Source organism: Shewanella piezotolerans WP3, assembly GCF_000014885.1.
Taxonomy (GTDB): Bacteria; Pseudomonadota; Gammaproteobacteria; order Enterobacterales; family Shewanellaceae; genus Shewanella; species Shewanella piezotolerans.
Genome location: NC_011566.1, coordinates 2,891,694 through 2,918,451, shown reverse-complemented (window position 1 = coordinate 2,918,451; position 26,758 = coordinate 2,891,694). Strand labels below are relative to the sequence as shown.

Genomic DNA, 26,758 nt, shown 5'->3' with positions numbered 1-26,758 from the left:
ATCTGCTATACCACTGAAGTGCGTTCCTTGTTAGGATCGGCCTCTTTGATTTTGGCTATGGAATTTGCACTTGAGTTCGCAACAGCATCATTTATCTAACGCATTTTTAAAACACTGTTATGAAGCCGACGCCGCTAAAATAAGGCGTCGTCTTTTTAGGCTTCGCAAAGAGCCGGAATCTGAGAAAAAAAGTGCAACGTTAGATTCTCTTGAACAGCTGGCACTAGCGTCTCGTAAGAAAGTTGAGCTGCGTTTAGCAAATCGTCCAAACGTGACCTTTTCTGAAAATCTACCTGTATCGCAAAAGCGAGATGAAATAGCGACGGCCATCGCTGGAAATCAGGTGGTTATTATTGCTGGTGAAACCGGTTCAGGTAAAACCACTCAGTTACCTAAAATCTGTCTTGAACTGGGCTTAGGCACTCGTGGCCTAATTGGCCATACACAGCCACGTAGACTTGCTGCCCGCAGTGTTGCGACACGTATTGCAGAAGAGATGAATACGCCACTTGGTGAGGCGGTAGGTTTTAAAGTACGTTTTGCTGACGCAATAAAGCCTGAGTCCTATATCAAGTTAATGACTGACGGTATTTTATTGGCAGAACTTACCTCAGATAAGTTCTTGAACCAGTATGACACCATCATTATTGATGAAGCGCACGAGCGTAGTCTTAACATTGATTTTATTTTGGGATATCTGAAAAATGTTTTAAAGAAGCGTCCTGATCTTAAAGTGATTATCACCTCGGCTACTATTGATGTTGAGCGTTTCTCACAACATTTTAATGGTGCACCAGTGATTGAGGTTTCTGGTAGAACTTACCCAGTGGAGACGCGCTATCGTCCGTTAGTTAAAGACAGCGATGAAGATTTAGATCTAGTGGATGGCATTTTTGCCGCAACTGATGAGCTAATCAATGAAGGTCTTGGTGACATTCTTATATTTATGAATGGCGAGCGAGAAATTCGCGATGTAGCAGAGCAACTGAATCGAAGACAGTATCGAGACACAGAAATTCTGCCCTTATATGCAAGACTCTCTTATGGTGAGCAGTCAAAAGTATTTAAGAGTCATGTCGGTAGGCGTATCGTATTGGCAACAAACGTGGCGGAGACTTCTTTAACAGTGCCGGGTATTCGCTATGTGATAGACCCAGGAACAGCGCGAATTAGTCGTTACAGCTATCGCACCAAAGTACAGCGGTTACCAATTGAACCCATTTCACAAGCAAGTGCTAATCAGCGCCAAGGTCGTTGCGGGCGCGTCGCACCAGGGATCTGTATAAGACTATATAGTGAAGATGATTTTACTTCTCGCCCAGAGTTTACCGATCCTGAGATTTTACGAACAAACCTAGCATCGGTCATTTTGAAAATGCTGGCTATTGGTTTAGGGGATATCGAAGGATTCCCATTTATTCAGCCACCAGATGCTCGTTATATCCGTGATGGCTTTATGTTGCTTGAAGAACTGCAAGCGGTAAGCCAGAAAAAGGGTCAGTTAAACTTAACTGCACTAGGGAAGCAGCTTGCGCATATCCCAGTCGATCCGCGTCTGGCTAGGATGGTTATACAGGCGCAGCAAAATGGCTGCTTGCATGAAGCGCTGGTGATAACCTCTGCGTTGTCTATCCAAGATCCGCGTGAACGGCCCATGGATAAAAAGCAAGCTGCAGATCAAGCTCACAACCGTTTTAGTGATAAAGACTCAGATTTTGTCTCATATTTGAATCTTTGGGATTTCTTAAAGCAGAGTCAAAAGGAACTGTCGAGCAATCAATTTAGAAAGCAGTGTAAGGCAGAATTTTTAGCCTACCTTAGAGTACGTGAATGGCAAGATCTCTATACACAGCTGAGGCAAGCTACCCATGAACTAAAGTGGAAGCTTAACGACACTAATGCTGAATTGAATTATGAGCTTTTACATAAATCTTTATTAACCGGTTTATTAAGCCATATTGGTTTTAAAGATAAAGACAAAGAGTATCTTGGTGCCCGTAATCGTAAGTTTTTTGTGTTTCCTGGTTCGCCTCTGGCGAAGAAAGGCCCCAAATGGTTAATGGCCGCAGAGCTCACTGAAACATCACGTTTATTTGCACGCTGCTGCGCTAAGATCCAACCAGAATGGATTGAGCCACTAGCGGCGCACTTAGTTAAAAAGAACTATGTAGAACCACATTTCGAGTCAAAGCAGGGGTCGGTGGTCGCATTAGAAAATCAAGTGCTGTATGGCTTGCAGATAGTAAATCGACGCAAGGTGCAATATGGGCCGATTGAACCCGTAGAAGCACGGGACATCTTCATTCGCTCTGCGTTAGCTGAAGGCGAACTTAGAACCAATGAAGCGTTTTTCATCAATAACCAGAAGTTGTTGCTCGATATTGAATCACTTGAACATAAGTCTCGCCGACGGGATATTTTAGTCGACGAGCAAGCATTGTTTCATTTCTATGAACCTAAAATACCCGCAGATATTTATAACGCACCGACGTTTATAAAATGGTGGAAAAAAGCTAAGCAAAAAAATCCTGATTTACTTGATTTTGAACGTGAAGCGTTAATGCAGCGAAGTAGTGACCATGTGTCAGCGTTGGACTTCCCTGAAAAGTGGCATAAAGGTAATTTGAAGCTTAAGGTCAGTTACCACTTTGAGCCGTCAGCCGCGGATGATGGGGTGTCAGTTCATATCCCTGTTGCATTGATCAACCAAGTCGATGACATCGATTTTGATTGGATAGTCCCTGGGTTACGTGAAGAAAAATGCATTGCATTGATAAAGTCATTGCCTAAAGCGCTGCGCAGAAACTTTGTCCCGGCGCCTGACTATGCCAAAGCATGCTTGCAAGCCATTACACCATTTGAGTTACCGTTGGTTGATGCTATGTGTAAGCAACTACTTAGAATGAGTGGTGTGCGAATTTCAGCTGAAGATTTTGATGAAGCACAATTAGCACAGCATCTGTTAGTTAACTTTAAAGTTGAAGGTGATAAAGGAAAGTTACTGACGCAAGGACGCATTCTTGAACCATTAAAATCGAGCATGCAAGGGCAGGTTGTACAAGCTATCCGTGAAGTTGCTGATTCGGGGATTGAGCAAAAGGGGATAGAGAAATGGACCTTTGGTGATCTTCCAAAGCGATTTGAACAAAAGAAAGGTAATTTTGAAGTTAAAGCTTTTCCTGCGCTGGTGGATGATAAAACCAGTGTTTCGATTAAATTATTTGATGATGAATTTGAAGCGCAGAAACAGCATCGAATTGGTCTGCAGCGATTGTTGTTAATCAATATTCCTTCGCCGGTAAAGCATTTACAAAAATCACTGCCAAACAAAGCAAAACTGGCGATGTATTTTAATCCGTTTGGGCAAGTTCAAGTGCTGATTGACGATATATTATCAGCTGCAGTACAGCAACTTATTGATGAAAAAGGGATCGATATTCGCGCCGAGCAGCAGTTTGATGAAGCCAGAGAGTGGGTAAGGCAAGAGCTAAATCCAACAGCGGAAAAAATTGCACTCAAAGTTGAAGAAGTTCTCACTATTTACAATCGCATTAAAAAGCGACTAAAAGGTAAGATTAGCTTAGATATTGCCTTTGCTATGAGTGATATTCAAAACCAACTTGATCAATTAGTATTCAAAGGCTTTGTAGAGCAGTGCGGTTGGAACCGGCTTAGCGATATTATTCGTTACCTAAAAGGCATCGAAAATCGTTTAGATAAGCTGCCCGTTGATCCCAACCGTGATCGTTTACATATGCATAGTATTAACAAAGTTCAAGAAGTGTTAAAAGGCCAGCTGGCAAAACTGCCTAAATCTATGCCTATTCCCGATGTGTTAACAGAAGCTCGGTGGATGATTGAGGAATATAGAGTGTCTTGTTTTGCACAAGTGCTGGGGACGGCTTATCCAATTTCTGAGAAACGAATTCTAATTCAATTACAAAGCTAAACATTAAACCAATTGCCAAGATAAATGATACACAGCTCTATTGCCTAAACGTTTGATATAGGTAGTAGAGTTGAACACTCTGCACCATCCTTGCTAATACCATTTCTTTGCCTACCTTTAAAATATTGTTACTGTTGTGTTAGAAAAGTTTGTAAAGCCCAAAATAAACAGCCATTATTAAGTTGCCTGTTAAGTAATTACTTAAGTAAGCGCTTGACTTGTTAGGTCATTTTTCAATCGAATACACTGGCTTGAATGCGTGATCAAGTTAAATATTGCATAAAAAAGATGATCTAGATCAACCTAGAGCAGGCTTTACCAAAAGTAGGTATATAACAGTTAGATAAACAGCTGTTACTCTCTGCGCCAAGTTAACTATATGTTGATATTGGCTCTGAGCCTCATGTGGGTTCAGCAAAAATAGGCACTGTTAAAGTCGTACCTGGCGAGCAGCAAACGTAAATTTAATTTGATGCTCGAAGCGGTGATAACAGGATATGAAAAGTGGGTTTCTGATGTTTTGTCAATTTCCCAGCCATTAAGTAAAGGCCTAGTTAGAGTTTTAGTCGGTTTTCGACATTAAAGCTTTCTACTGGAGCACTGTACAAATCAACAATAACAATAACAAGACACGACTGTACGGGATGAGGGGAGACATGATTAGTTTACCCAGAAGATATCCTTTCAGCTTTATTACTCAGATAGATAAGGAACGCAACCATGTCGTTACCTGAGGCTCATATTTCTAGCTTGCTGGTTCAAGTTAGTCCAGAGCACTTAAGCCAAACTCAAGAACTCATTTTAGAGTTTAAAGAAGCCGAGATATATGGTGTCAGCGAAGTCGGAAAAATCGTCGTAGTGTTAGAAACACAAACTGAAGGTTTTATTAGCGACATTATTGGGAAAATAAGTGATATGCCTGGTGTACTTGGTGCAACTATGGTTTATCACCAAATCGATAGTGAACCTACTGAAAGTGCTGAATCCACCAATTTACCCCCTTATAAAAAAGAGTGTGTTAGCGAGGAACAAGTATGAAAATGTCTAGACGTGAGTTTATCAAAGCAAATGCAGCAGCGTCTGCTGCAGCACTTGCAGGTGTTACTCTTCCAGCCACTGCAACGAATTTAATCGCATTAAGTGATGAGTCTAAAATTCATTGGGATAAAGCCCCTTGTCGTTTCTGTGGTACAGGTTGTTCAGTACTTGTTGGAACTCAGGAGGGTAAAGTTGTTGCGACTCAAGGTGACCCTGAAGCACCCGTCAATAAAGGCCTGAACTGTATTAAAGGGTATTTTCTTTCCAAAATCATGTATGGCAATGACCGACTCACTCAGCCGTTGCTTCGCCAAAAAAATGGCAAATTTGATAAAGATGGTGATTTTGCCCCTGTAAGCTGGGATCAAGCATTTGATATCATGGCTGATAAGTGGAAAACGGCATTGAAAGCGAAGGGCCCAACTAGCGTGGGTATGTTTGGCTCTGGTCAGTGGACAGTCATGGAAGGCTACGCAGCTTCGAAGATGATGAAAGCCGGCTTCCGCTCTAACAACATCGACCCGAATGCTCGCCACTGTATGGCTTCAGCTGTTGGTGGCTTTATGCGAAGCTTTGGTATCGATGAACCAATGGGCTGTTATGATGACTTCGAAGAAGCAGATGCATTTGTGCTTTGGGGGTCTAATATGGCTGAGATGCACCCGATTTTATGGAGCCGCATCACCGACCGTCGTTTGAGTTTTCCACATGTTAAAGTAAACGTGTTATCTACTTACTATCACCGTTCGTTCGAACTCGCTGATAAAGGCTATATTTTTAAGCCACAAACCGACCTAGTAATTGCAAACTTTATTGCTAATTACATCATTGAAAATGATGCTGTAAATTGGGATTTTGTCAGTAAGCATACCCATTTCAAGCAGGCAACCACAGATATTGGTTATGGTTTAAGGGATGAGCATCCTCTGCAGCAAGCAGCGGCTAACCCGAATGTCGGCAAGATGTACTCAATTGATTTTGAAGAGTATAAAAAGTCGGTAGCGCCATATACGCTTGAAAAAGCAGTAGAAATGACCGGGCTTAATGAAGAGCAGTTGGTTACGCTTGCTAAGCAATTCGCTGATCCGAAGATTAAGGTTATGTCTCTTTGGACTATGGGTATGAACCAACATACTCGTGGTGTATGGATGAACTCTCTTGTTTATAATATCCACTTGCTAGTGGGGAAAATATCGACTCCGGGTAATGGTCCTTTCTCACTTACAGGTCAACCATCTGCGTGTGGCACAGCGCGTGAAGTTGGTACATTCTCACACCGTTTACCTGCAGACATGGTTGTTGCTAACCCTGAGCACCGTAAGCATGCTGAACATTTGTGGAAAATACCTGAAGGTACTATTCCACCAAAACCAGGCTTTCATGCGGTACTGCAAGATCGCAAGCTTAATGATGGTGTGCTAAATGCTTATTGGACCATGTGTAATAACAACATGCAGGCCGGTCCTAATATTAATCAAGAGCGTTTACCAGGCTACCGCAATCCAGAAAACTTTATTGTCTGTTCAGATCCGTACCCAACAGCAACTGCACAAGCTGCTGACTTAATCTTACCTACGGCTATGTGGGTAGAAAAAGAGGGAGCTTATGGCAATGCTGAACGCCGTACTCAAGTTTGGTACCAGCAGGTTAAAGCACCTGGTGAAGCTAAATCTGACCTATGGCAAATCATGGAGTTCGCAAAGCGCTTCAAAATTGAAGAGGTGTGGAGTGAAGAGCTAATCGCACAGATGCCAGAAGTACGTGGTAAAAATATGTGTGAAGTGCTATTTGAAAACGGCCAAGTTAATAAGTTTCCTTTATCAGAAGCTCAAGAGCTAAATGATGATGCTAAAGACCAAGGTTACTACGTACAAAAAGGTCTATTTGAAGAGTATGCAAGCTTCGGTCGTGGTCATGGCCATGATTTAGCACCCTATGATCGTTACCATAAAGAGCGCGGGTTACGCTGGCCTGTTGTTGATGGTAAAGAAACAAAATGGCGCTTTAAAGAAGGATCCGATCCTTATGTGGGTAAAGGGAAGGGCTTTGAATTCTATGGTAAGCCAGATGGTAAAGCATGGATTATTTCAGCGCCTTATGAAGCGCCACCAGAGTCACCTGATGAAGAACACAACCTGTGGCTATGTACCGGTCGAGTATTGGAACATTGGCATACAGGAACCATGACACGTCGTGTACCTGAACTATACAAGGCCGTTCCTGATGGGCTTTGTTATATGCATCCAGATGATGCTAAAGCTCATGGTGTTCGTCGCGGTGATGAAGTCCTCATGAGTAATAAACGTGGTGATATACGTGTGCGTGTTGAGACTCGCGGGCGTAACCGTCCACCAAAAGGGTTGGTATTTGTGCCATTCTTCGATGCTCGTATCTTAATTAATAAACTGATTTTAGATGCAACTGATCCACTATCGAAACAGACAGACTATAAAAAGTGTCCTGTTAAAATCACGAAAATAGTATAAGGCAGGGTTACGATGAAAAAATCAATTTTATTAACATTGAGTATTACCTTAACTCTTATCAGTGGTTTTACTTTCAGCGAGGAACAAGTTGTAGGTCTGGACAGAGGGATCGGTGGCGTTGAATCGCTACGCGGCGACACTGAGCTAGAAACCACAAGGCCTGCGGATCCTATGAAGAAAGTGCCGCGCGATCAGGTGGATATTGAAAGCAGTTATGTGTTTCAGCCTCCATTGATCCCGCATCACATTCGACACTATGAAGTCTCATTGAATGCTAACAAGTGTTTGTCATGCCATAGCTGGACAAAAGCGAAGCAGATGGGAGCGACTAAAATCAGTGTGACACACTTTATTAATCGAAACGATGAAGTATTGGCTGATGTATCTCCAAGACGCTACTTTTGCTTGCAGTGCCACGTAACACAAGCAGATGCGAAACCGTTAGTAGGTAACTCGTTCGAACGTGTTAAGTCACTGCAATAACAATAAAGGCAGGTAATAATATGAAATGGATTATTAACGCCTTAAAAGGCTTCTGGGGCATATTGAAAAGCCCTAGTAAGGCTGCTGTAGGTATAGTGCTATTTATGGGGTTTGCTGGCGGACTCATGTTCTGGGGTGCATTTAACACCGGCATGGAAGCGACTAACACTGAAGAGTTTTGTTCTGGATGTCATGCACCTATTGTGGCTGAAATCCAAGAAACGATTCATTATGCAAACCGATCGGGTGTTCGTGCTATTTGTTCAGATTGTCACGTACCTCATGCTTGGACGGATAAAATCGTGCGTAAAGTACAGGCTTCAAAAGAGCTTTTTGCGTACTTTGTGACTCAAACCATTAATACACCTGAAAAGTTTAAAGAGCGTCGAGCTCATTTAGCTGAAAGGGAGTGGGCAAGAATGAAGAAGAACGACTCTTTAGAGTGTCGTAACTGTCATAACTTTGAGTTTATGGATTTCTCTGAGCAGAGCCCACGTAGTGTTAGGCAACATTCTACCGCACTTGCAAACGGTGAAAACACCTGTGTCGATTGCCATAAAGGGATCGCCCATAATCTACCTGATATGCACGAAGTAGAAGGTTGGCAATAAGGAGCCATTATGAGTACATTTGAATCTGTTATATGGCATGTCCTTGGCTATAGTGCCATGCCAGTCATTATTCTAGGTGGATTTTCAGTAGTGGCGGTAGCTTCTATTTGGATTTTATCGAAAACCGCTGATAAGTAATTTGCCACAGCGGCAGACTAAAAAAGCCTGACTTAGATTAAGTCAGGCTTTTTTTATATTGAATTTTTTAACTGCAGCTTTGGCAAGTAGCGCTAAAATTGACACTTAAACATACTCAAGGCTGCCGCTTCTTCAGTTTGTCATTTATACCAATCAGTATAAAGGTTTGATCGCTAAACTCACCAGTAAGGAGTATTTTTGGCTGCCTACTTCGACAACGAATAAACTCATAAGAGAGCAACCATGGTGTCATTACTCACTTTGTTTTAGCCAGCCTTGAATTAGCTCTCCAAAAAATTCGGGATAGATCAATTTCTTAAACTGATTGGTATGAGTTAATCAGTGCTGTTAATGTTACTTAACAAATAGTCAGGGAAGCTATGGCCATGGTTTTGTAACATTTTAGGAAACATAGAGATAGGTGTGAGTCCAGGAAAGGTATTGATTTCATTGAGCAGTACTTCGCCGTCATCAGTTAGAAAGAAATCGATACGTGATAAATGCCTTAACTTCATACCTTTAAAAGCACTAATTGCATATTGGCGGATCAGGTCGCTGACCTCTTTTGAGATATCTGCCACGACTTGTGTTTGCGCTTTGCTATTAGCTGCATACTTTTCATCGAAAGTATAAAAGTTATTACTGGAACAGATCACTTCGCCAGGAACCGTTGCGACAATTTCACCGTCAATCTCGTAGACAGCAACTTCTAGCTCTCTAGCACTAATGGTTTTCTCAACAATGACATAATCTGAATAAGTAAACGCTTGTGCTAATGTCGACGCCACATCTTCTTGATTATCGATGCGGTAACAGCCAACTGATGAGCCTTGAGATGCTGCCTTTACAAAAATACTGCCCCAATTTACAAGCGCGTTAGTTGCTTGTTCTATAGAAACGTCACTCATCTCATTGAGAAATAGATAGGGAGTATTGGGGATGTTGAGCGCACTAAACCACATCTTTGCGGTAATTTTATTAAAGCAATTCCGACTCGCCTCTGCTTTACAGCCGAAGTAGGGCAGATTGATGAGTTCAAAGTAAGATTGGATATCGCCAGTTTCACCAGGAAAACCGTGAATACAAGGAATGGCAAAATCGACTTCCCAGGGGGCTCTATTATCAGCGTCAAAACGGATCTGTCTGCGGCTATTTAGCTCGCAACTTTCGCCTGCAGCAGTTCGATAATGACCATTTACATCTAATTCGACGCGTAGCACATTAAATTGAGGGAGAGTCGCTAGCGAAGTTTCAAAATAGTTTGCTGATAAAAGGGATATTGCATGTTCGTCTCCGCCACCACCGCACAGTAATAAAATATTCGTTGTACTCATCTAATCCCCACTTGTAACTGGTTAAAATTTTGCAAGGCTCAACTATGGCGCAATCACTTAGTAATGCAACTGTTCAAGCTGATTTTAAAGTCAGTAGCTGTTTTTATCATCTGTTTACTCGCAAGTGTCAGCTATTTTGCTCCAAAGACGTTCAGATAAGCCTGAAGAGCGCTGAGTTAAACGTGAACTTGCTTGCTCAAATATTCGCTGACTACCGAGACAGGTAAAATGATGTTTAGCGCGAGTGATTGCGGTATAAACCAATTCTTTTGATAATAACTGCTGTTGTGCCAGGCTTGGTCTAATTGGCATGACTAACGAGACGTGGCTGAATTCACTGCCTTGGCTTTTATGAACAGTCATCGCATAGCAAGTTTCATGGCTTGGCAAGCGTGCAGGCAGTACTTTTAAAAGCCCACCATCGGCTTGAATAAAGTGCGCCATTAGCCGTCTTGAATCACTGACATCATCTGGCAAAATTAGCCCTATGTCACCGTTAAAAAGGCCGAGATTATAGTCATTACTTTGAATGATTACCGGTCGACCAGCATAGAATTCTTGTTCGGGACTAATAAGACCGGTGGTTGCAAGACTCTTGCTGACACTTTGGTTAATCCCCTCTACGCCATATTCGCCGGCGCGCATAGCGCACAATATACGATACTGATTGAAGCTATCGATAATCTCTGTGGCGGACACGGCTTTATTATCTATCAATTTAAGATAAGCGCCATATTGTTCAACAGACTGTACTAACAGAGCTTCTAGGCCGAGGTTCGAATGATGGCTACTACTGTTAATATTGCTATGTTCTAACCAAAGCAGCTCTTTGTAACCGGTTTGCCACACTTGAGCTATTCTCGGTAAATTAGCTTGGTTTACCGCTTCTGCCAATTGACCAATACCAGCATCGCCAATAAAGCGGTGACTGTGCATAAGCATGCAAAGGCTATCCCCTATCTGTGGATCATCACTTATAAAGTCATCTAGCGGATAATGGGTTAGCTGGCTTAACAATTTTGCCTGTTTTTTTGAATAGCGCATCTGCCATCCGTTTGCGCCATTAGCTAAATCTACTCTTAAACCGCTACAAATATCAGCAAGGACTGCGCCTGCTTCTACGGAGGCCAGCTGGTCTTGATCTCCTAAGAGGATCAGACTTGCCTGTGCGGGCAGGGCTGATAACAATTTGTACATCATTGGCAAATCAACCATAGATGCTTCATCGATAATGAGTAGATCAAGTCGTAAAGGGTTATCTTTATGGTGCCTAAATTGATGGGAGTTAGGGATAACGCCGAGTAGTCGATGCAAAGTGGCGGCTTCTTCTGGGATCTGCGCCATATTCGATTTAAGCTTGTCTAATGGAATATGCTGTAACTCGCTGGCAAGCCGCTGCTTAGATGCTTTGATTGATTCACTTAAACGCGCTGCCGCTTTCCCCGTTGGAGCCACCAAGCGTATAGTCAGTTCTTGCTGTGAAGTCAGCAGGTATAAAAGCTTAGTTACCGTAGTTGTTTTACCTGTGCCTGGTCCTCCTGTGATAACCGCTAAGCGTTTGGTTAACGCAGTAGCTGTTGAAATCTTTTGCCAGTCATACTGTTGCTCATTTTGGGTAAATAGCTGATCGAGTAATATCTTAGCGTCATCAAACGGATCTGATGAAGATTGTTTGAGCATCGGCGCTTGTGCTAATCGGATCAGGTGTTCAGCCACTTCACATTCATAATGGTAATATCGCTGTAAATACAGGTTACCCTTGTCTAAGATCAATGGTGCTAATATGGCGCTATCAGGTGTGCTGACGGCATCAAAATTAAGTAATTCAGTCGTAAGCTCATCAACCGTTAGATTAATCTGACATTGGCTGTGTTGCTCTTTAAGTGGATTACTAAAGTCAATTTGTTCTAGGGGCAGACAGGAATGCTGACTCGACAGGTGTTGGCTTAGCAAGGTGCAGATCAATATAAACAGTGGTGATTGCTGCTGATGAAGCTGCGCCATCTGCAGTGCAAAATGTCTATCAAGCGGTGTTAATAAACGCTCGTTTTGCCACTCTTTAAGTAAAATATCCAATGAAGCTGTCGTGGTTAACATGGGGTTGCCTCATTCGATGCTGTGGTTGAAGAGTTGCCAAACAAAAGATCGAGCTTTTCAATTAAGGCTCTAGGCGGTTTGTCGTAAAACACCCCCGCCTGAGGCGCACTTACTGACATACCACGTAAAAACAGATAAAAGCTGCCGCCAATGTGTTGGTCGTAATCGTAGTCGGTCATTCTAAGACTTAAATATCGATGTAACGCTAAGGTGTAGATGATGTACTGCAGATCGTATCGATGGCTGCTAATGGCCGTCTTCATTGATTGGTAGTTATATAAATCGAGGTTATCGCCCAAATGGTTAGATTTGTAATCGGCAATAAAAAACTGCTGGTTATGTTCAAAAGTTAAATCGATAAAACCCTTGAGCATTCCTTGTAGATCATCAAATAAAAGCCCAGCGCTGTAGCCAAAATCGATAAGCAGTTGATTAAGTTTAGTTGCATTTAGTTTACTTATTGGCAGGTAAAACTCCATCTCTACCAGTTTCTGGCTATCGGATAATTGGGCGAGTGACAATGTGTTGTCAGTTGCCAGTGGTGCATATAGTAGATCTAGATACCAATCCTTAAGCACTGAAGTCCAGCTTTCATCAATGGCATATTTTTTCATCGCGTTGGGTAGATGTTCATCTAGTCCCAGGCTGGCATTGGTAAAATCAATGAGCTCAAGGACCAGGTGCATAAAACTACCCGCATTTGCACCGCGCTCGAAGGTAAAACGTGACGGCTGTTGGTCGACCTCATCAATAATGACATCAATTTCAGGGAACTGTTCGTCATCAGCACCAGGCTGTACCTTTTCGTGAGCTAGGTGTTTTACTAGTCCTGAGTAACTTCCCACTCTCCATGGTGTTTGTTGTGGACGTATGAGTGTTTTGGGGGCGAATTTATTGTCAGGGTCGCTCGCAACGGTCAGTGTACGTTGTACTTGCTCGAAGCTGTTATCACCTGCAGGGGGCAACTCTTTTAGATCAATGGCAATAGGCGCTTTATCGGCCAACTGCTGAGCTTTACTGCGCAGTTCGCTGTATTCACATATTTTGTTTTCAATACCAAGCAAGTAACCAATAGCAGTTTCGTGCAATTGGCTGGTCATGCCTTTACTTTTTGTTAGCCGACTGTGGTTGGTAATGTACAGGTAACACTTAAGTACTGGCCTTGTTAGTGCAACATATAATAACCGTAAATCTTCAGCTAATGTTTCACGTTTTTGCCTATCCCATCCTTCATCAGTCTGCTCAATATCCCAAACTAGCTTATTGTGATCGTGGTAAAGCATAGGAGCAGGTTTTTTACGATTATCTCGACTAAGGCTGACAAAAGGAATAAAGCAGATAGGGTACTCGAGTCCTTTACTTTTATGAATGGTGACGATCTGTACTAGGTTTTGCTCACTAGCGAGTTTTAATTGAGACTCTTCATTGGCTTGATTACCAATTAGTGCCTGTTCAAACCAATTGATAAGTGCACTCATGCCATCAAGTTCAGTGGCCTTTTGCTGTAGCAGTTCACTCAAATGTCTAAAATCAGTTAATCGGCGTTCGCCCTCATTTGTATGAAGTAAGCGTTCGATGATGTTTGTCTGACTAGCTAGATTAAGCAGCGCTGGCATAATGCCGCGCGTTAACCATTGTTGCTGTAGAGCGGCAAATTGCTCTAGTAGTAGTTGACGTTTGTCTTCATCCTGATTAAAGGCGTGGATCTCCTCAGCGCGGTAACCAAGTAAAGAGGTTGCAAGTGCACTACGCAATGCACGTTCATCTTTTGGTTCTGACATTGCGTACAAAATTAACAGCATTTCTCGGGCATCAACGGTATCAAATACACTATCTCGGCTTAAAAATACTGAGCCAACGTTACGCTGCTCTAGCGCTTGTTTAATGACGTTGGCTTCGTGCCTATCTCGGACCAAGACTGCAATGTCTTTGGCTTTTAGTTGAGTTGTGCCGATAGCCGTCAACCCTTGCTCTGCATCAATAAGTAAGCGCGCTATCTCATCTGCAGCATCGTTGGCAAGTAACTGTCTTGCCGTGGTTTTATTAAGGCCTTTATCAGGGTCTTCGCTAAGGAGCCGTAGCCTCAGAGCACTGTTATCCGTAATCGATTCGTTGAGTATTTTCTTATCTGAAAAGCTAGCAGCTTTTACGGCAACAAAAGGGATCGAGTCACTGATAAAAGGATCATCCCGATGTGAGAATATACAGTTGACGGCTTCAACCATCTGTCGATTAGAGCGATAGTTTGTATCCAGATTATAGTGTTTTGCTGTTTGCTCTCGTGCATGAATATAAGTGTGAATGTCGGCACCACGAAAAGCATAAATGGCCTGTTTAGGATCGCCAATCATCAATAAACTTAATGATTCAGTTTGTGCTTTATCTGCAGAGGAGGTTGTAGAGCTGTCGTCTTGCTTTTTGGTTTGATAGATTTGATTAAAAATATCAAACTGTAGTGGATCAGTGTCTTGAAATTCATCGATTAACGCTATCGGAAAACGCTTAGCAATTGTGGTAGATAAGAATTGATCTTGTGAGTCTTTTAACGCTTGTGCCAGCGTTAGTAACAGATCATCTGGCGTTAAAAGATTACGCTCTAACTTTTGCTCGGCGAACCGTTTGGCAATCCCTTCTCTTGCGCTATAAAGAAAGCTCGGAATTAACTCTTCAATAAGCGCGGCAAGTCTTTCTATATGCTCCAGTATCGGTGCTTGTTCTCGACTTGGGATCTCGCCGCCTTTATTGAGTTTTAAACTATTAAGCGATAATGCTTCTAATACTTTTTGCGGCGGTAGCGCGGTTCCAAAAGCAACCCAGTTATCGAGCGCATCGAACATGGTGGCAAGCTTAGGATAATTATCAGCTTTTTTCCCAAAACGAGCCCCGTTTAGCGGAAGGCCGTGCAACAACTCTTCTATTTGTTCGCGCTCTCTTGGCCAAATTAACTTAAGCCGGCTTAAACTTTGCGCTAAGTTGGCTGCAACTTTATTAAATGCAGCGGGTTTAGGTTGAGCTATAGCGTTACTTGCACCAAGCAAAGGCCGAAGTTGTCGTGACAGTTCATCTGGGCTGGCAAACTTCTTTTGTATGACACCTGCAATACTTTCATTTAGCGGGTAGCACTTTTCTCGCCAAAAGTCCCGCACAGCGTGGTGCAAAAATTCACTGTCATCGAGAGTAAATTCAGACTCAAACAACAGTGAAGATTCAAATGCCATGTCGGCGAGAATACGCTGGCAAAATCCATGAATGGTAAAAATCGCTGCTTCATCAAGGGACTTGAGTGCTAAGTCAAGACGCTTACGAGCTAGTGCTTTATCGGACTCGCGGGTTTCGTTATAGAGTTGGCTAATGAGCTCATCATCGACCTTTAAGCCGATAAAACAGCGATACGCCAACTGGATCTTTTTACGGATCCGATCGCGTAGTTCACCAGTTGCTGCATTGGTAAATGTGACCACTAAGATCTGTTCGCAACTTAACGCTTGTTCCGTTCCATGACCAAGTAGCAAACGGACATAAAGACCTGCAATCGTGTAGGTCTTTCCCGTTCCTGCACTCGCTTCAATTAATCGACTTCCACCAAAGGGTAGGGTGAGTGTGTTAAGTGGTTCTGTGACGAATTGACTCTGCCCGTCGGTTAGTTCACTAAGCTTTGGCTGATTGCAAGACTCTAATGACGACTGTTCCATGTTAGTGCTCCTCACATTTGGTGGTGGGAGACGTTTGCGCTCCAGCTTCTACATAAGTGGCTAATTCGCCAAGTCTGCCTTTGTAATACAAGCTAATTAACGGTGACAATAGTGTTTGCGCAGTATCGCCAAAATGTTGTTCACTAAAGTCTTCAGGAAAGCGATATAAACGTTGGAAATGGGGTTCCATGCCTTCACCTAATTGGCTCTGCTCATCTAACCATTTAGGCTGCGCCTCACGCAATTTTTGGGTATGATCACCTTCAGCTTCAACGTAGGCTAGAGCGGTTCTTGGCATAAACATGAGGGGTTGCACTTGTCCCTGTTTGAACAGAGTTAACCACAGGCTTAATTGGCTTTTTGCTTGCGCAGCTGTGATTGGTGCGAAAACATGAAAATGGCCAATATCAAGTAGGTAGCTATTTATTGGTTGATTGAGCCGAGTTATATCAGTGCTACCTTGCATTGCGCAAAGGCAAAGATGCCTTAAGTAAACGCGTATTAAATCTCGACCATTAGCGGTTCCTGGTCGGTAATTAACCAGCCCTTTGGCACTTAAATCATCAATACGGCCAACCAGTTTAATAGATTGATCTGTTACGGGCTTGCTACCATCAACCAGTGCTATATCAATGGCAATTTCTATTGATTGGCTTGACTCTCCTTTAAGATACAAGCTTCTGCCGATCAGAGGCGTGATATCATGCAGGTATTGACTGAGCAATAGATCATCAAAGGGTTTGAGCGGAATATTACCTTGTGCTTTAAGGCGCTCAAGTAGTTCTCCATCAGGGCTCTCGGTTTGATTTTCTATGGCGTGTTCGATCAAGATTGATTGTAATTGATAACGCTCTAATGCATTCAAACTAAAGGGTTCGTCGTTGTCATCAGCCCGAACATTAATAGATAAGTCAACTTTAAGGGTTCGATTAAAATAGTACTGTGCAGGATTGCGGAAGAATCGAATAAGGGCTGAAAGTTCTATCTCCTCGACTTCTTCGCTATCAGACTGGGCTGTATTTAACAGACAGGTGTCTAAATTTATAAAGCGATTACTACTTTTATCGGCGATATCTGTAGTTGTTTGTGATACAGCTACTGGACACCACTGCGCGCTGTAACTTTGTTGCAGCGGAAAACTGTCACTAATATGAGCACTGTGGTAAAGGCGTTCATCGAATGGTTGAAGTGGCTGTTTACAGATCAGCTGTGTTGAGATTGCTTGCTCTATTTTATCAACAAATACAGCCGCCTCTTGCTTACTATAGTTATCAGCACTTGCCTTTGACTCTAAAGCTAATTTTGCCGGTAGATAAGCTAGCTGACAGTACTCAACTAGCTCAGAGACGAGCATTGATGGGATCCGCTCTGAATCATCACGTTCACTGTTACCTATGTAACTGATATACAACTGCTGCCTTGCCGACAGTATTGCTTCAAGGAATAGGTATCTATCGTCTAGTCGACGAGAGCGGTCGCCTTTACGGGGATCCATTTGGGCAACTAAGTCGAAGCCGACCGGATGTTGTACTCTTGGATAGACCCCGTCGTTCATACCGAGTAAGCAGACAATCTTAAAAGGAATTGAGCGCATAGGCATTAAAGTACAAAAGTTGATACTTCCAGCGAGGTAACGCTGCCCGACTCGAGATTCTGATAAACGGCTATTAAACCAGTTTTGCAACACTTCAATGGGCAGGGGGGTCGTATGACCAGATTCAGTTAACTCTTCAGCAAGTGTGACTATCGCATCACGGATCTCTTGTAATTGCACTTGTTCATCGTCATCAACTGAGTAAAAAGCTGCAAGTAGCTGCTCTAACTGTTCGATACGCTCAGTTAAACTGCAATTTTGTGCTAAAGCAGCGTGCACATCGTCCAAAGCTTCAATGAAATCTAGCAGTTTACCTAAAGCCTGCGCTGTTTGCCCCTCAATACCGTTGACTGCCAGCGTTTGCTGATAGAGCGGCGAGTTGTCGGCAAAACTATAGCCTAATATAAGGCGTTTAATCCCCAGCGCCCAAGCATTTTGCTCAAAGGCTGGTAGCTGATGTTCTGCTCGGCTAGCGCCATCTCGCCCCCATCGTACACCCGCTTGCTCTAGCCAGCGCTTAAGGATCGTTAGCGAATCATCGTCTAACTCAAACCGTCTTAGCACACTAGGGACTTCCAAAATACCGATGATATCGGTCAGACCAAACCGGCTTTGATTGATATTAAGTAAGTGTAAAAAACTGGCAATAAGCGGAGATTCCTGTACTGCACCACGATCGGCAATGGCGTAAGGAATGTAATGGCTGCCTTGTTTTGCGCTAAAAACGGCATCAATATAAGGTGCGTATGCCGCCACATCGGGCATCATAATCACGATATCCTTTGGCGCTAATGGTTGCCCTTTAGAGTCTGTTTGCTTGGATAGCATCTCTAGTAGATGATCATGCAGGGTTTCTACTTCTCGCAGTGGGCTGTGGCAACTGCGAATAGTGATCGAGTGGTCATCCTGTTGCAGCATTCTTCTGCCATCTACCGTTAAATAAAGCGAGGCATCGGGGCCTAGACATTGTCCTCGGGTACTGAGCTGTAAAATGTCATGTTGCACGCCGTGTAGCATGCAATCAATACCGGGATCTTGGTAACAATCTAAGTTAAATGCGGTATGCTCTTCTGGCAATTCAAGCATCAGATCTAACAGTTCACGACCCATCTTGCCGTTATTTGCAAGTAATGGGTTACCGACTTCAAGCTTGTCTTCCCACTCAACTTCAAGTTTTTGCTTGTTGGCATACTGCAGTGCCATGCGCGCTCTAAGACGAGGGTCAACAATATCTCCCCAATAATGTTGACAGGGACTTAGGCTTAGCATAATCACGTCAATGCGCTTAGCTAAGTGGTGCAGCACATCAAGTGTTTGCGGCGCCATTGATGAGATCCCAAACACAAATAGACGCCTTGGTAGAGATGTCATCGAGGTATTTGGGTCATCAAGTTTATCAAAAAGTGCTTGGTGTAAATTGGCGCGGTGATATTGGCTTTTATGTAACGTATTAGCGTTAAACTGGATTAGCGCTCGCCATAATATAGGTTGCCAGGCTTGTGCTGGTGCCAATTTGTCTCCCTTGGGAGGTAAGGTCGGCTCATTCGCTTCCCATGCGGCTATCCAATCTGGTCTATAAACTAAATATTGGTCAAATATATCGGCTATTTGGCCACAGAGTTGATAGAGCTTTAGCGGGCTTTGTGGATGAGATGCGGATATCGTTTCAGACGTATCGATTTCAAGGTACTGGCTTTGTAAGTCATTCTCGCCATGACCTTGATTACCGTTATTTAAATAATTGGCTAAAGGAGCAAAATCATCTTGGTCGATAAGAGAGGGCAAAAGCTCCATTAACTTCCAAGTAATTGCTGCTTTAGTGAAGGCATTTTCTTTGGGGACGTCTTCTAATAAAGTATGGCAAAGCTGCCAAATAAAACTAGAAGGAAGCGGAAACTCAAGCGCTGCGGCAATATTATTCTGCCTTGCTATCTCTAGTCTTAACCAGGTTGACATGCCAGGGCTTTGTACCAATATATGCTCTGGTAAAAGAAGTGGTGCACCAGGCAATGGCGTTGTTAGCTCTGTAGCTAAAATCTGCGATAATGCTTCCATCTGGTTAGATTGTACTAGGTATAGCATGGCGTTCCTTTAACAAAAGATCACTTAAATGAGCCGATAATCAAGCGAGATTATCCATTCTATGTGTTTGTTTTATTAAGTGCCAATTTCTGTTTGATGATAATGAATTTTAGCCGTCTTGATTGCTTGATAAGTAACCGAGATAGCCTCTTTTGTGCTTTTTTGTTCAGCACTTGATATTGTATTGCAATGTAATAATCGGTGAATTTATTAAAATCAGCGGCAAGCGCGGGTAGAGCAAGTCCGACTCGTTGATTATATGCCTGCGGTCCTTCATTATATTCTCTGGCTAAGTTGCTTTTTTTAAGTAACTTACAAACTGCATAATAAGCATTAAGGTGTTTGTCATTTGAACGGTGGAACTGAATTAAACCAGCACTGTAAGCGATGGAAAGTCCGACAATGCCAAGACTCACGATGAGCAATATTGCTAATTTAGTGCGAGTGACCTCTCCTAAAACCTCCTCTAATACTCGCTGCTGTTTATTGGTATTAAAGCCTAATACCCAAACACTCCAGAAGTAATCGATACTGGCAAATTGCATGCGTAACTGTTTGATAAACTCGCTAGATTGTAGGCCTAGATAACCAAATGGACTGTCGGCTAGGTAGCTTTGCTGTGGATCAAAAAATGCGTCGAATCCCTGTTCGATACGTTCAGGGGCTATCATCGCGGTGGGATCAAATCGTACCCAGCCACGATCAGCAAGCCAAACTTCTACCCATGCGTGCGCCATGTATTGGTAAATACTGAAGTAACCCGCAGCTTGATTATATTCGCCCCCTTGATAGCCACTGACCAAACGAGCTGGCATTCCGGTTGCCCGCGCCATAAAAGCAAAAGCACTGGCATAATGTACACAAAATCCAGCTTTGTTATTCAGCAGAAAATCATCAATCTGTTGCTTGCCGACAGGCGGAGGACGCAAGGTGTAAAAGTAGGGTTGCTCAGTAAAATAACGCATCATTGCCGTTAGCCGGTCTTCGGCATTTGGATAGTGCTTGGCAAATTGTTGAGCCAGTGCTCGCGTACGTGGATTTTGTCCTTCTGGAAGGCGCAGATTTAGCTGTTGTTGTGCTAATGGCAGTTCAACTTGCAGATTTGCATTAGTGAAGGAGGTGACATTGTAGAGTTTTTGCTGCTCAATAGGCGTAGTAGCATACAAGCGAAAATCCGCTAGCATCTTAACCCCTTTGTCTTGGCTGGTGGCTCTATCTAAACCAAACAACCAATGTTGTCCGCTCGGCTCGGCTATAACGGAATAACTCAGTGCTGTGTCGCTGTCTAGATCCCCCATGCTAACACTACTCATTGAAAGAGCTCTTGTTGGTTCCTTTGGCGATGTTTTGTCGACAAATGCGTTTTCTGCAGCGGTTATACTGACATTTTGTTGCCATTGCTTACCATCATAATCTTCCATTACAAGGGCGCGCCAATACAAATTAGCATTAATAGGTTGATAGCCGCCAACAAATGTCGCTCTAAATGCGAGTTCGGAGGAGCGAGTAAGCTCGGTAATATTACTGAAGCTGACTGTGTTTGATAAACCAGTTTTAGCCGTGCCTTGCGGTGGCACCATCCAAAGAGGTGGCAGTCTCGGTAGGACAATAAAAAGTATAATGGCAAGCGGTACGCTCTGCAGTAAGATTTTTGTACCTAATGTTGCTGCATATTTAAAATTATTTTCGTCATGATAAAGGCTGATCAAAACGCATGTGTTTATTAGTGTTACGAGCAATAGATGCAGGCTCGACCATACACTTTGCTGTTGAAGAAATGTCAGTGCAATAAGAAAGTAGCCAGCAAGTACGACAACTTGTACATCTCGTCGGCTACGCATCTCAATATATTTGAGAGCATAGCCTAAAATCAATAGATTAATGAGTGCAGTTAGCACGCCAATTTTATTGGCGACCATGGCAAGCGTCATAGCGGAAAAAAAAGCGAGGGCAGTGACTAACCAACGTGGCGGCCTAGCTACTTTTCCAAGATAAATACCAACACGCCAGATGATGCAGATGGTGCAAATTGCTAGCGACCATACGGTCACTTGTTGGTATAAAGGCGATAGAATGGCCACATTGGTAATTAATAGCCACATGAGAGTATGCCGAGAGATGCTTATCTGAACCGTCCTTTTGGCTTTACTCGATCGGCTATCGCTATTCATGGTTAATTACACGCTGGCTATTCGGATATAGGGCAATCTGAGTTTGTACTGCGATTCGGTGAACTTCACCTTTAGCAGGCTCGATTGAGTTTGCGCCTAATTTAAGCCCAAATATTTGCTGTTTGCTACTGAGTTGTTCTGTTTGCCAGGCGAGTTTACTGAGACTTAACTCTAGATCGGCGCTGCTAGTATCGAGTGTCAACCATAACGGAGTACCTTGAGGCTGTTGAAACTCTTTAGTCAGCATACCGCGTCCTTGAGCCACTTGCTTCCAGGCTACTTGCTTAAGTGACTCTCCTTTCACGTAGTCTTTTAAACCACTAAATTCATCAACCCCTGTTACTAGCCGACCTGTATCTTCGACTCCTGAAGGATCTTGGGAGCTTATTGCTAAAGAGTTATTGGTTTGAATGGGTGTTGCAAAAATTACGTGTTCAATATCGAGATCGACATAAGACCAAGCACGGCAGAGTCCTAAAGGATACCTTGACTCAACTTTTACTCGGCCTGGTTTTAGGAGTCCTCTACGGGGATGAAGGACGTTCAATAACGCTGGTTGTGGCTGCCCGATAACCTTTTTAGCTATTTCAGTGGGCTGTTTGCTAAAGTTAAGTTTTACCTCGTAGCTACTGCGTTTGGAAGCAATGTGCACCGCGATATAGCAGGTTTGATCTGCAAAGGTATTAGCCGTTGTTTTGGCACGGGATAAGGTGAGACCTGCAAGGTTTCGATAACAATATAGGATACAAGTATTGAATATGCTTAACAGTAGAAAGCTCAACCCCATCACTAAATTATTCTGATAATTGGTGCCAAGAAGAAATAGCATTAGCAATAATAACAACCATGCCAAGCCAAAACCTGTAGGCAGGATAAAGATGCTTTTGTGACTTAAAGTCACAGCGCTCGCAGCTGGTATTCGTCGAGATAACCCGCTGCTCAGTTTTGGTTTAAAACGATTGAATATGCCCACAGAGTTAATATGAACTTCTCCTTTAAAATCATGAGTTAGGATATTTCTTAACAGAATATTCCTTTTAGCCATGTCAGGTTAAAGAATGGGGTTAACCTGTGTCAAAATCTCAGTAGACAAGGCCTGTCCTTGTTGATGCATATTCTGCCTTATCCTGTGTTCTGCTACATGAGGAAACACAATTTGTACATCCTCTGGCACCACGTATTGACGGCCACTGAGCAATGCCCACGCTTTAGCGGCTTGTAAGATAGCTTTGGTCGCTCGAGGAGATAAACCGACCGATTCATTTTTATTCCGAGAAGCGTTCACTAAAGCCAAAATGTACTTGAGTAAGGAGTCTGAGGCAGTAACATTATCAACGCTTCTTTGAACTGCTTGTAAAGAGGAGGCATTTAAACAGTGACGAACTGACGCTGTGGTTTCATTTGACTGTTGTTTTAGCATCGCCATTTCTGAATCTGTATCAGGATAACCTATCGATAGCCGCATCATGAATCGATCTAATTGCGATTCTGGTAGGGGAAATGTGCCAGATTGATCGCTAGGGTTTTGGGTCGCAATGACAAAGAAAGGTTGCGGTAACGGATAGGTTTCACCGTCGACAGTAATCTGTTTTTCTGCCATTGCTTCAAGTAATGCACTTTGTGTTTTAGGGCTGGCACGATTGATCTCATCGGCAAGCAACATCTGTTTAAAAATGGGGCCTGGATGAAATTCAAATTTGTTTTGCTGGTTATCGAATATTGTGACCCCAAGAATGTCTGCTGGTAACATGTCGCTGGTAAACTGAATCCTTTGATAACTGAGGCTAAGACCTTGGGCAAGAGCGTGGCAAAGGCTGGTCTTGCCCATACCTGGCAGATCTTCAATAAGCAGGTGACCTTTGGCGAAAATACAGCACAAAGCTAACTTAATCTGCAGCTTTTTTCCGAGTAAGACTTGCTCTAACTGGCTCACTAACACAGCTATTTCTTCATTGGGCATGAGCATCCTTTTTCGTGGCTGATTAAGTGTAATATAACGGTGTTGAAACAATCACTATGGTGGAAATTTTCTTTGCTCACCAGCTGAATCTGTCTAACCCTGTTGCAAACAGTCTATTGTGCAACAGGAGGAGCGACTACCGAGGTTAATTGTTTGCTACTTTTGGCTGTTATAAAAAGTGGTTTAAACAGAAAACCCTGTACTAAATCTACGCCAATATTCTGCGCGAATGCAAGTTGTTCTTGAGTTTCAATGCCTTCAAGGACTGTGAGCTTTTTGGTTTTCTTTGCAAATTGCAGCAGTGCGGTAAGTAGATGTTGATACTGTGGATCGTTTGCTGTCTCTAGCCAATATTTATCAAATTTAAGGCAGCTCACTTGGCTTATTAAATCTATTGAAAGCATGGAGTGTGGGGCGCCTACATCGTCGAGTCCCACAGGAATATTCAGCTTTACTAACTGTTTAATAAACTCTCCTGCCAGATGAGCGTCATTAATGCAGGTGTTTTCTATGATCTCTACACAAATATTGGATTGTTTTTGTAGCAGTTTCAACATAGCACTAGCATTAACTTCTATCGCATGGGGATCAATGTTGAGAAATAGCTTATTGCTTTTTGGCGCGTGTCGAATTTGAAAATCTTTAGCTGCCATTTCGACTGCATTGAGTAATTTATGGTGAGCATGTAGCTCTTCAAATACAATATTAGGCGCGATAGCTAAGCCGTCGAGATTATAAAACCGTGACAGGGCTTCGTAGCCATAGATCTCTTTTGTGTGAGGGTTAAGTAGCGGTTGATATTCTGCAGTTAATCGAAGACCTGTTAGATCTAGCATAGCTGTTTTATTTTCAAGATAATGATAATTATTAACATTACCATAAAAGTAGTAAGATAAAACAATCAAAATCGTTAAGCGCTTTATTAATAACCGTTGTTACTAATAAATTCTTGAACCTTATGTATTTTTTTGGGGGGTGTCGTTTGAAGGCTAAGTTTTTCTGATAGTTGCTGCGCTCTGTATCAAGCAATATTGAGTGCTATTGGGATAGAAGCCGAGAAAACGGTACTTATTAGTCGCTCTATTCCCAATGTAAGCGCAATATTTGAAGCGAATAGGGCGACTGACTAAATGGTTTGATATGAGATTATTTAGTATTGAAAACCGAGCTCTTCCTTAGACAACAGTTCGGCTTTTTTATCTTGTTTTATTTGATAAATAACTCGATAACTGAGGACTGCTTGAACGTATTCTCGAGTCTCTGTATAGGGGATCGATTCAATAAAACTCATTACATCTAGTTTGGCATCACTTTTCTTTAGCCACGATTTTACTCTACGGGGGCCCGCGTTATAGGAGGCCGTAGCCAGAATACGGTTATTATCAAATTGTGCGAGCAAACTCGAGTAATAGGCGCTGCCTAACGCAATATTAAGTTTTTCGTCATAGAGACTACGTGTACCACGATAATTGAGCTTGGCCTTTTTGGCCGTTTGCTTCGCCGTCGCTGGCATCAGCTGCATATAACCTCTAGCGCCCACACCTGATGTTGCATTTGGAAAGTAGGCACTTTCACGCCTTGCAATAGCCCTAACTTCATCAATATCAACCTTGTACTTTTTACTAGCGGCGCTAAATGATGTTTGAGCCGCATATGGAAAACGCATATCCATATCGTTCCAAAGTTGTGCCTGAATGCTAGCTTGAACCCCTAAACTGTGCCATTTATGCGCTACAGCGTATACACCATAATCCTTTTGTATCTCTTTATCATGGCGATTTAGCAACATTACCCATTCAGCGCGAGCATCAGATTGCTTGTCGATAGCCAATAACTCAGTAACTCGCGCTAGGCCTTTGTCATTAGCCAGCTGATTTTGACGTTTAGCTGTGCTCTGCGTAGGTTGGTGTTGTACGTTATAGGGCACGTTTATTAGATTTGCTGCTTTAAATCCGTAAAAATTGCGTTGCTGACTCAAGTCTGCCAATAGTGTCAGCGCTGTTTGTTGATCTTGTTTATCATTGCTCTTTTGTAATACAACAGCCCGCCAATATGTCCAACGTGCTGTGTGTTGTTTTTCTTTAGTAAGTAAAGTTATAAAGTGCTCAAACTGATGCTGTTCATTGGTTCTCAGTGCCCAGCGTAATCGCATTTCAATCAAGTCATCACTATCTAAAAGTGGCAGCATGGTGTCGACAAAGCTCTTTAACTCTTCAGTTTGATAAATCAGTGCTCGTCGTACTAAATAACGGCTAAGTAATCGGCCTTTATAGTCGCTAAAACGATCTGCTTTTTGATATTTTGCATACAGCTTTACTGCTTGTTTAAGATCTTTTTTCGCTAAGCGCCTTAATCCTATATCGACAATCGTGGCGTTTATCTTGGCTTTACCGCTAAATTTAGAGGTATTGCGCAATCGACGAGGATCTTTATAAACTGATAACAGGTTTTCTGCTGCGCGTTTATTGCGGGTGACCTTTCTAGAGAGGTAAGTTAATAAACCATATTGCCCTTGTTCAAAACTAAGCAGCATTCTAGACCAAATCAACTCTTGAGTTTGAAAGCCGGCTTTTTTCCACTCTTTAAAAAGGGGATCACACTCTTTAGGACGGGAGCGTCCATAAAGCCATAGGTCACCGGCGCCTTTGTAAGCCAGTTGTTTATCACCTTTTTGCAACTGCGCTCTAAAGAAATAGCATTGTAAAATAATATTGTTCGGCTGCTTTGGACTGACGGCTAAAAAATCCTGCCATCGCTTCTGCTTGCCACTGCTGTTTAGATAGCGGTAACGTGCACTGTTATACAATGGACTGCCTTGGAACTGGAGAAAAGCGCTTGCGGCGTCGGCGCCTGACAGTTTTAATATCTCATTAATATTTTGATTAAAATCCAAATAAATAGCCAATGGATAATCACCGAGCTTTTTACGCTGTTGCAAATAAGTATTAAGATCTTGCTTATCGAGTGACTTTCTTGCATCGAGGTATAATTGCTGCTCAGGCGTCAAAGGCTGAGCAGCCATCGGGTACGATATGAATGTCGCTATTGCGAATAAAATGCCACTTAACTGCTTGTGCATCTTTGAATGTCCTCTATCAATGTCCCTATTGCGAGTTTTGCTGA

The 26,758-nt window shown here is 42.8% G+C and carries 15 protein-coding genes; 6 read left to right on the top strand and 9 right to left on the bottom strand.

Annotated features, from left to right (window positions below; all coding sequences use genetic code 11):
- Positions 1-70 precede the first annotated feature (70 nt).
- The 6 genes from hrpA to SWP_RS23510 all read left to right on the top strand — a co-directional run bounded on the left by hrpA (position 71) and on the right by SWP_RS23510 (position 8,705).
- Positions 71-3,949 (top strand): ATP-dependent RNA helicase HrpA, encoded by a 3,879-nt coding sequence (gene hrpA / locus SWP_RS12505; RefSeq protein WP_187148498.1) that lies wholly within the window; start codon positions 71-73, stop codon positions 3,947-3,949.
- Between the two features lie 720 nt (positions 3,950-4,669).
- A complete protein-coding gene (locus SWP_RS12500) occupies positions 4,670-4,987 on the top strand; it encodes a chaperone NapD (protein ID WP_020912856.1) in 318 nt (105 codons plus the stop codon).
- The gene (gene napA / locus SWP_RS12495; RefSeq protein WP_020912855.1) at positions 4,984-7,473 is read left to right on the top strand and encodes a nitrate reductase catalytic subunit NapA; all 2,490 of its coding nucleotides are present in this window, start codon (positions 4,984-4,986) and stop codon (positions 7,471-7,473) included. The genes SWP_RS12500 and napA overlap by 4 nt, the downstream gene beginning before the upstream one ends.
- A gap of 12 nt (positions 7,474-7,485) precedes the next feature.
- Positions 7,486-7,956, top strand: a complete 471-nt coding sequence (locus tag SWP_RS12490; protein WP_020912854.1) for a nitrate reductase cytochrome c-type subunit — start codon at positions 7,486-7,488, stop codon at positions 7,954-7,956.
- 20 nt (positions 7,957-7,976) lie between these two features.
- Entirely contained in the window at positions 7,977-8,567 is a 591-nt protein-coding gene (locus SWP_RS12485) for a NapC/NirT family cytochrome c (protein ID WP_020912853.1), read from the top strand.
- 9 nt (positions 8,568-8,576) lie between these two features.
- Positions 8,577-8,705, top strand: coding sequence for a TIGR02808 family protein (locus SWP_RS23510; RefSeq protein ID WP_079891940.1), 129 nt, complete (start codon positions 8,577-8,579; stop codon positions 8,703-8,705).
- Between the two features lie 335 nt (positions 8,706-9,040).
- On the opposite strand, the gene SWP_RS12480 is transcribed toward SWP_RS23510, so the two are convergent.
- The 9 genes from SWP_RS12480 to SWP_RS12440 all read right to left on the bottom strand — a co-directional run bounded on the left by SWP_RS12480 (position 9,041) and on the right by SWP_RS12440 (position 26,714).
- A complete protein-coding gene (locus SWP_RS12480) occupies positions 9,041-10,039 on the bottom strand; it encodes a D-alanine--D-alanine ligase (protein ID WP_020912852.1) in 999 nt (332 codons plus the stop codon).
- 114 nt (positions 10,040-10,153) lie between these two features.
- Positions 10,154-12,136, bottom strand: coding sequence for an exodeoxyribonuclease V subunit alpha (recD, locus tag SWP_RS12475; protein WP_020912851.1), 1,983 nt, complete (start codon positions 12,134-12,136; stop codon positions 10,154-10,156).
- Positions 12,130-15,828, bottom strand: coding sequence for an exodeoxyribonuclease V subunit beta (gene recB, locus SWP_RS12470; protein ID WP_020912850.1), 3,699 nt, complete (start codon positions 15,826-15,828; stop codon positions 12,130-12,132). Before recB ends, recD begins: the two co-directional genes overlap by 7 nt.
- 1 nt (position 15,829) lies before the next feature.
- Positions 15,830-19,504 carry an exodeoxyribonuclease V subunit gamma gene (gene recC / locus SWP_RS12465; protein WP_020912849.1) on the bottom strand — a complete coding sequence of 1,225 codons (3,675 nt, stop codon included), beginning with the start codon at positions 19,502-19,504 and terminating at the stop codon, positions 15,830-15,832.
- A 59-nt stretch (positions 19,505-19,563) separates the two neighbouring features.
- A complete protein-coding gene (locus SWP_RS12460) occupies positions 19,564-21,606 on the bottom strand; it encodes a transglutaminase TgpA family protein (protein ID WP_228371062.1) in 2,043 nt (680 codons plus the stop codon).
- A gap of 61 nt (positions 21,607-21,667) precedes the next feature.
- Positions 21,668-22,576 carry a DUF58 domain-containing protein gene (locus tag SWP_RS12455; protein ID WP_228371061.1) on the bottom strand — a complete coding sequence of 303 codons (909 nt, stop codon included), beginning with the start codon at positions 22,574-22,576 and terminating at the stop codon, positions 21,668-21,670.
- Positions 22,577-22,726: 150 nt separating this feature from the next.
- A complete protein-coding gene (locus SWP_RS12450) occupies positions 22,727-23,635 on the bottom strand; it encodes an AAA family ATPase (RefSeq protein WP_020912846.1) in 909 nt (302 codons plus the stop codon).
- A gap of 113 nt (positions 23,636-23,748) precedes the next feature.
- Positions 23,749-24,471 (bottom strand): EAL domain-containing protein, encoded by a 723-nt coding sequence (locus tag SWP_RS12445; RefSeq protein WP_044556421.1) that lies wholly within the window; start codon positions 24,469-24,471, stop codon positions 23,749-23,751.
- Positions 24,472-24,785: 314 nt separating this feature from the next.
- Entirely contained in the window at positions 24,786-26,714 is a 1,929-nt protein-coding gene (locus SWP_RS12440) for a transglycosylase SLT domain-containing protein (RefSeq protein ID WP_020912844.1), read from the bottom strand.
- Positions 26,715-26,758 lie beyond the last annotated feature (44 nt).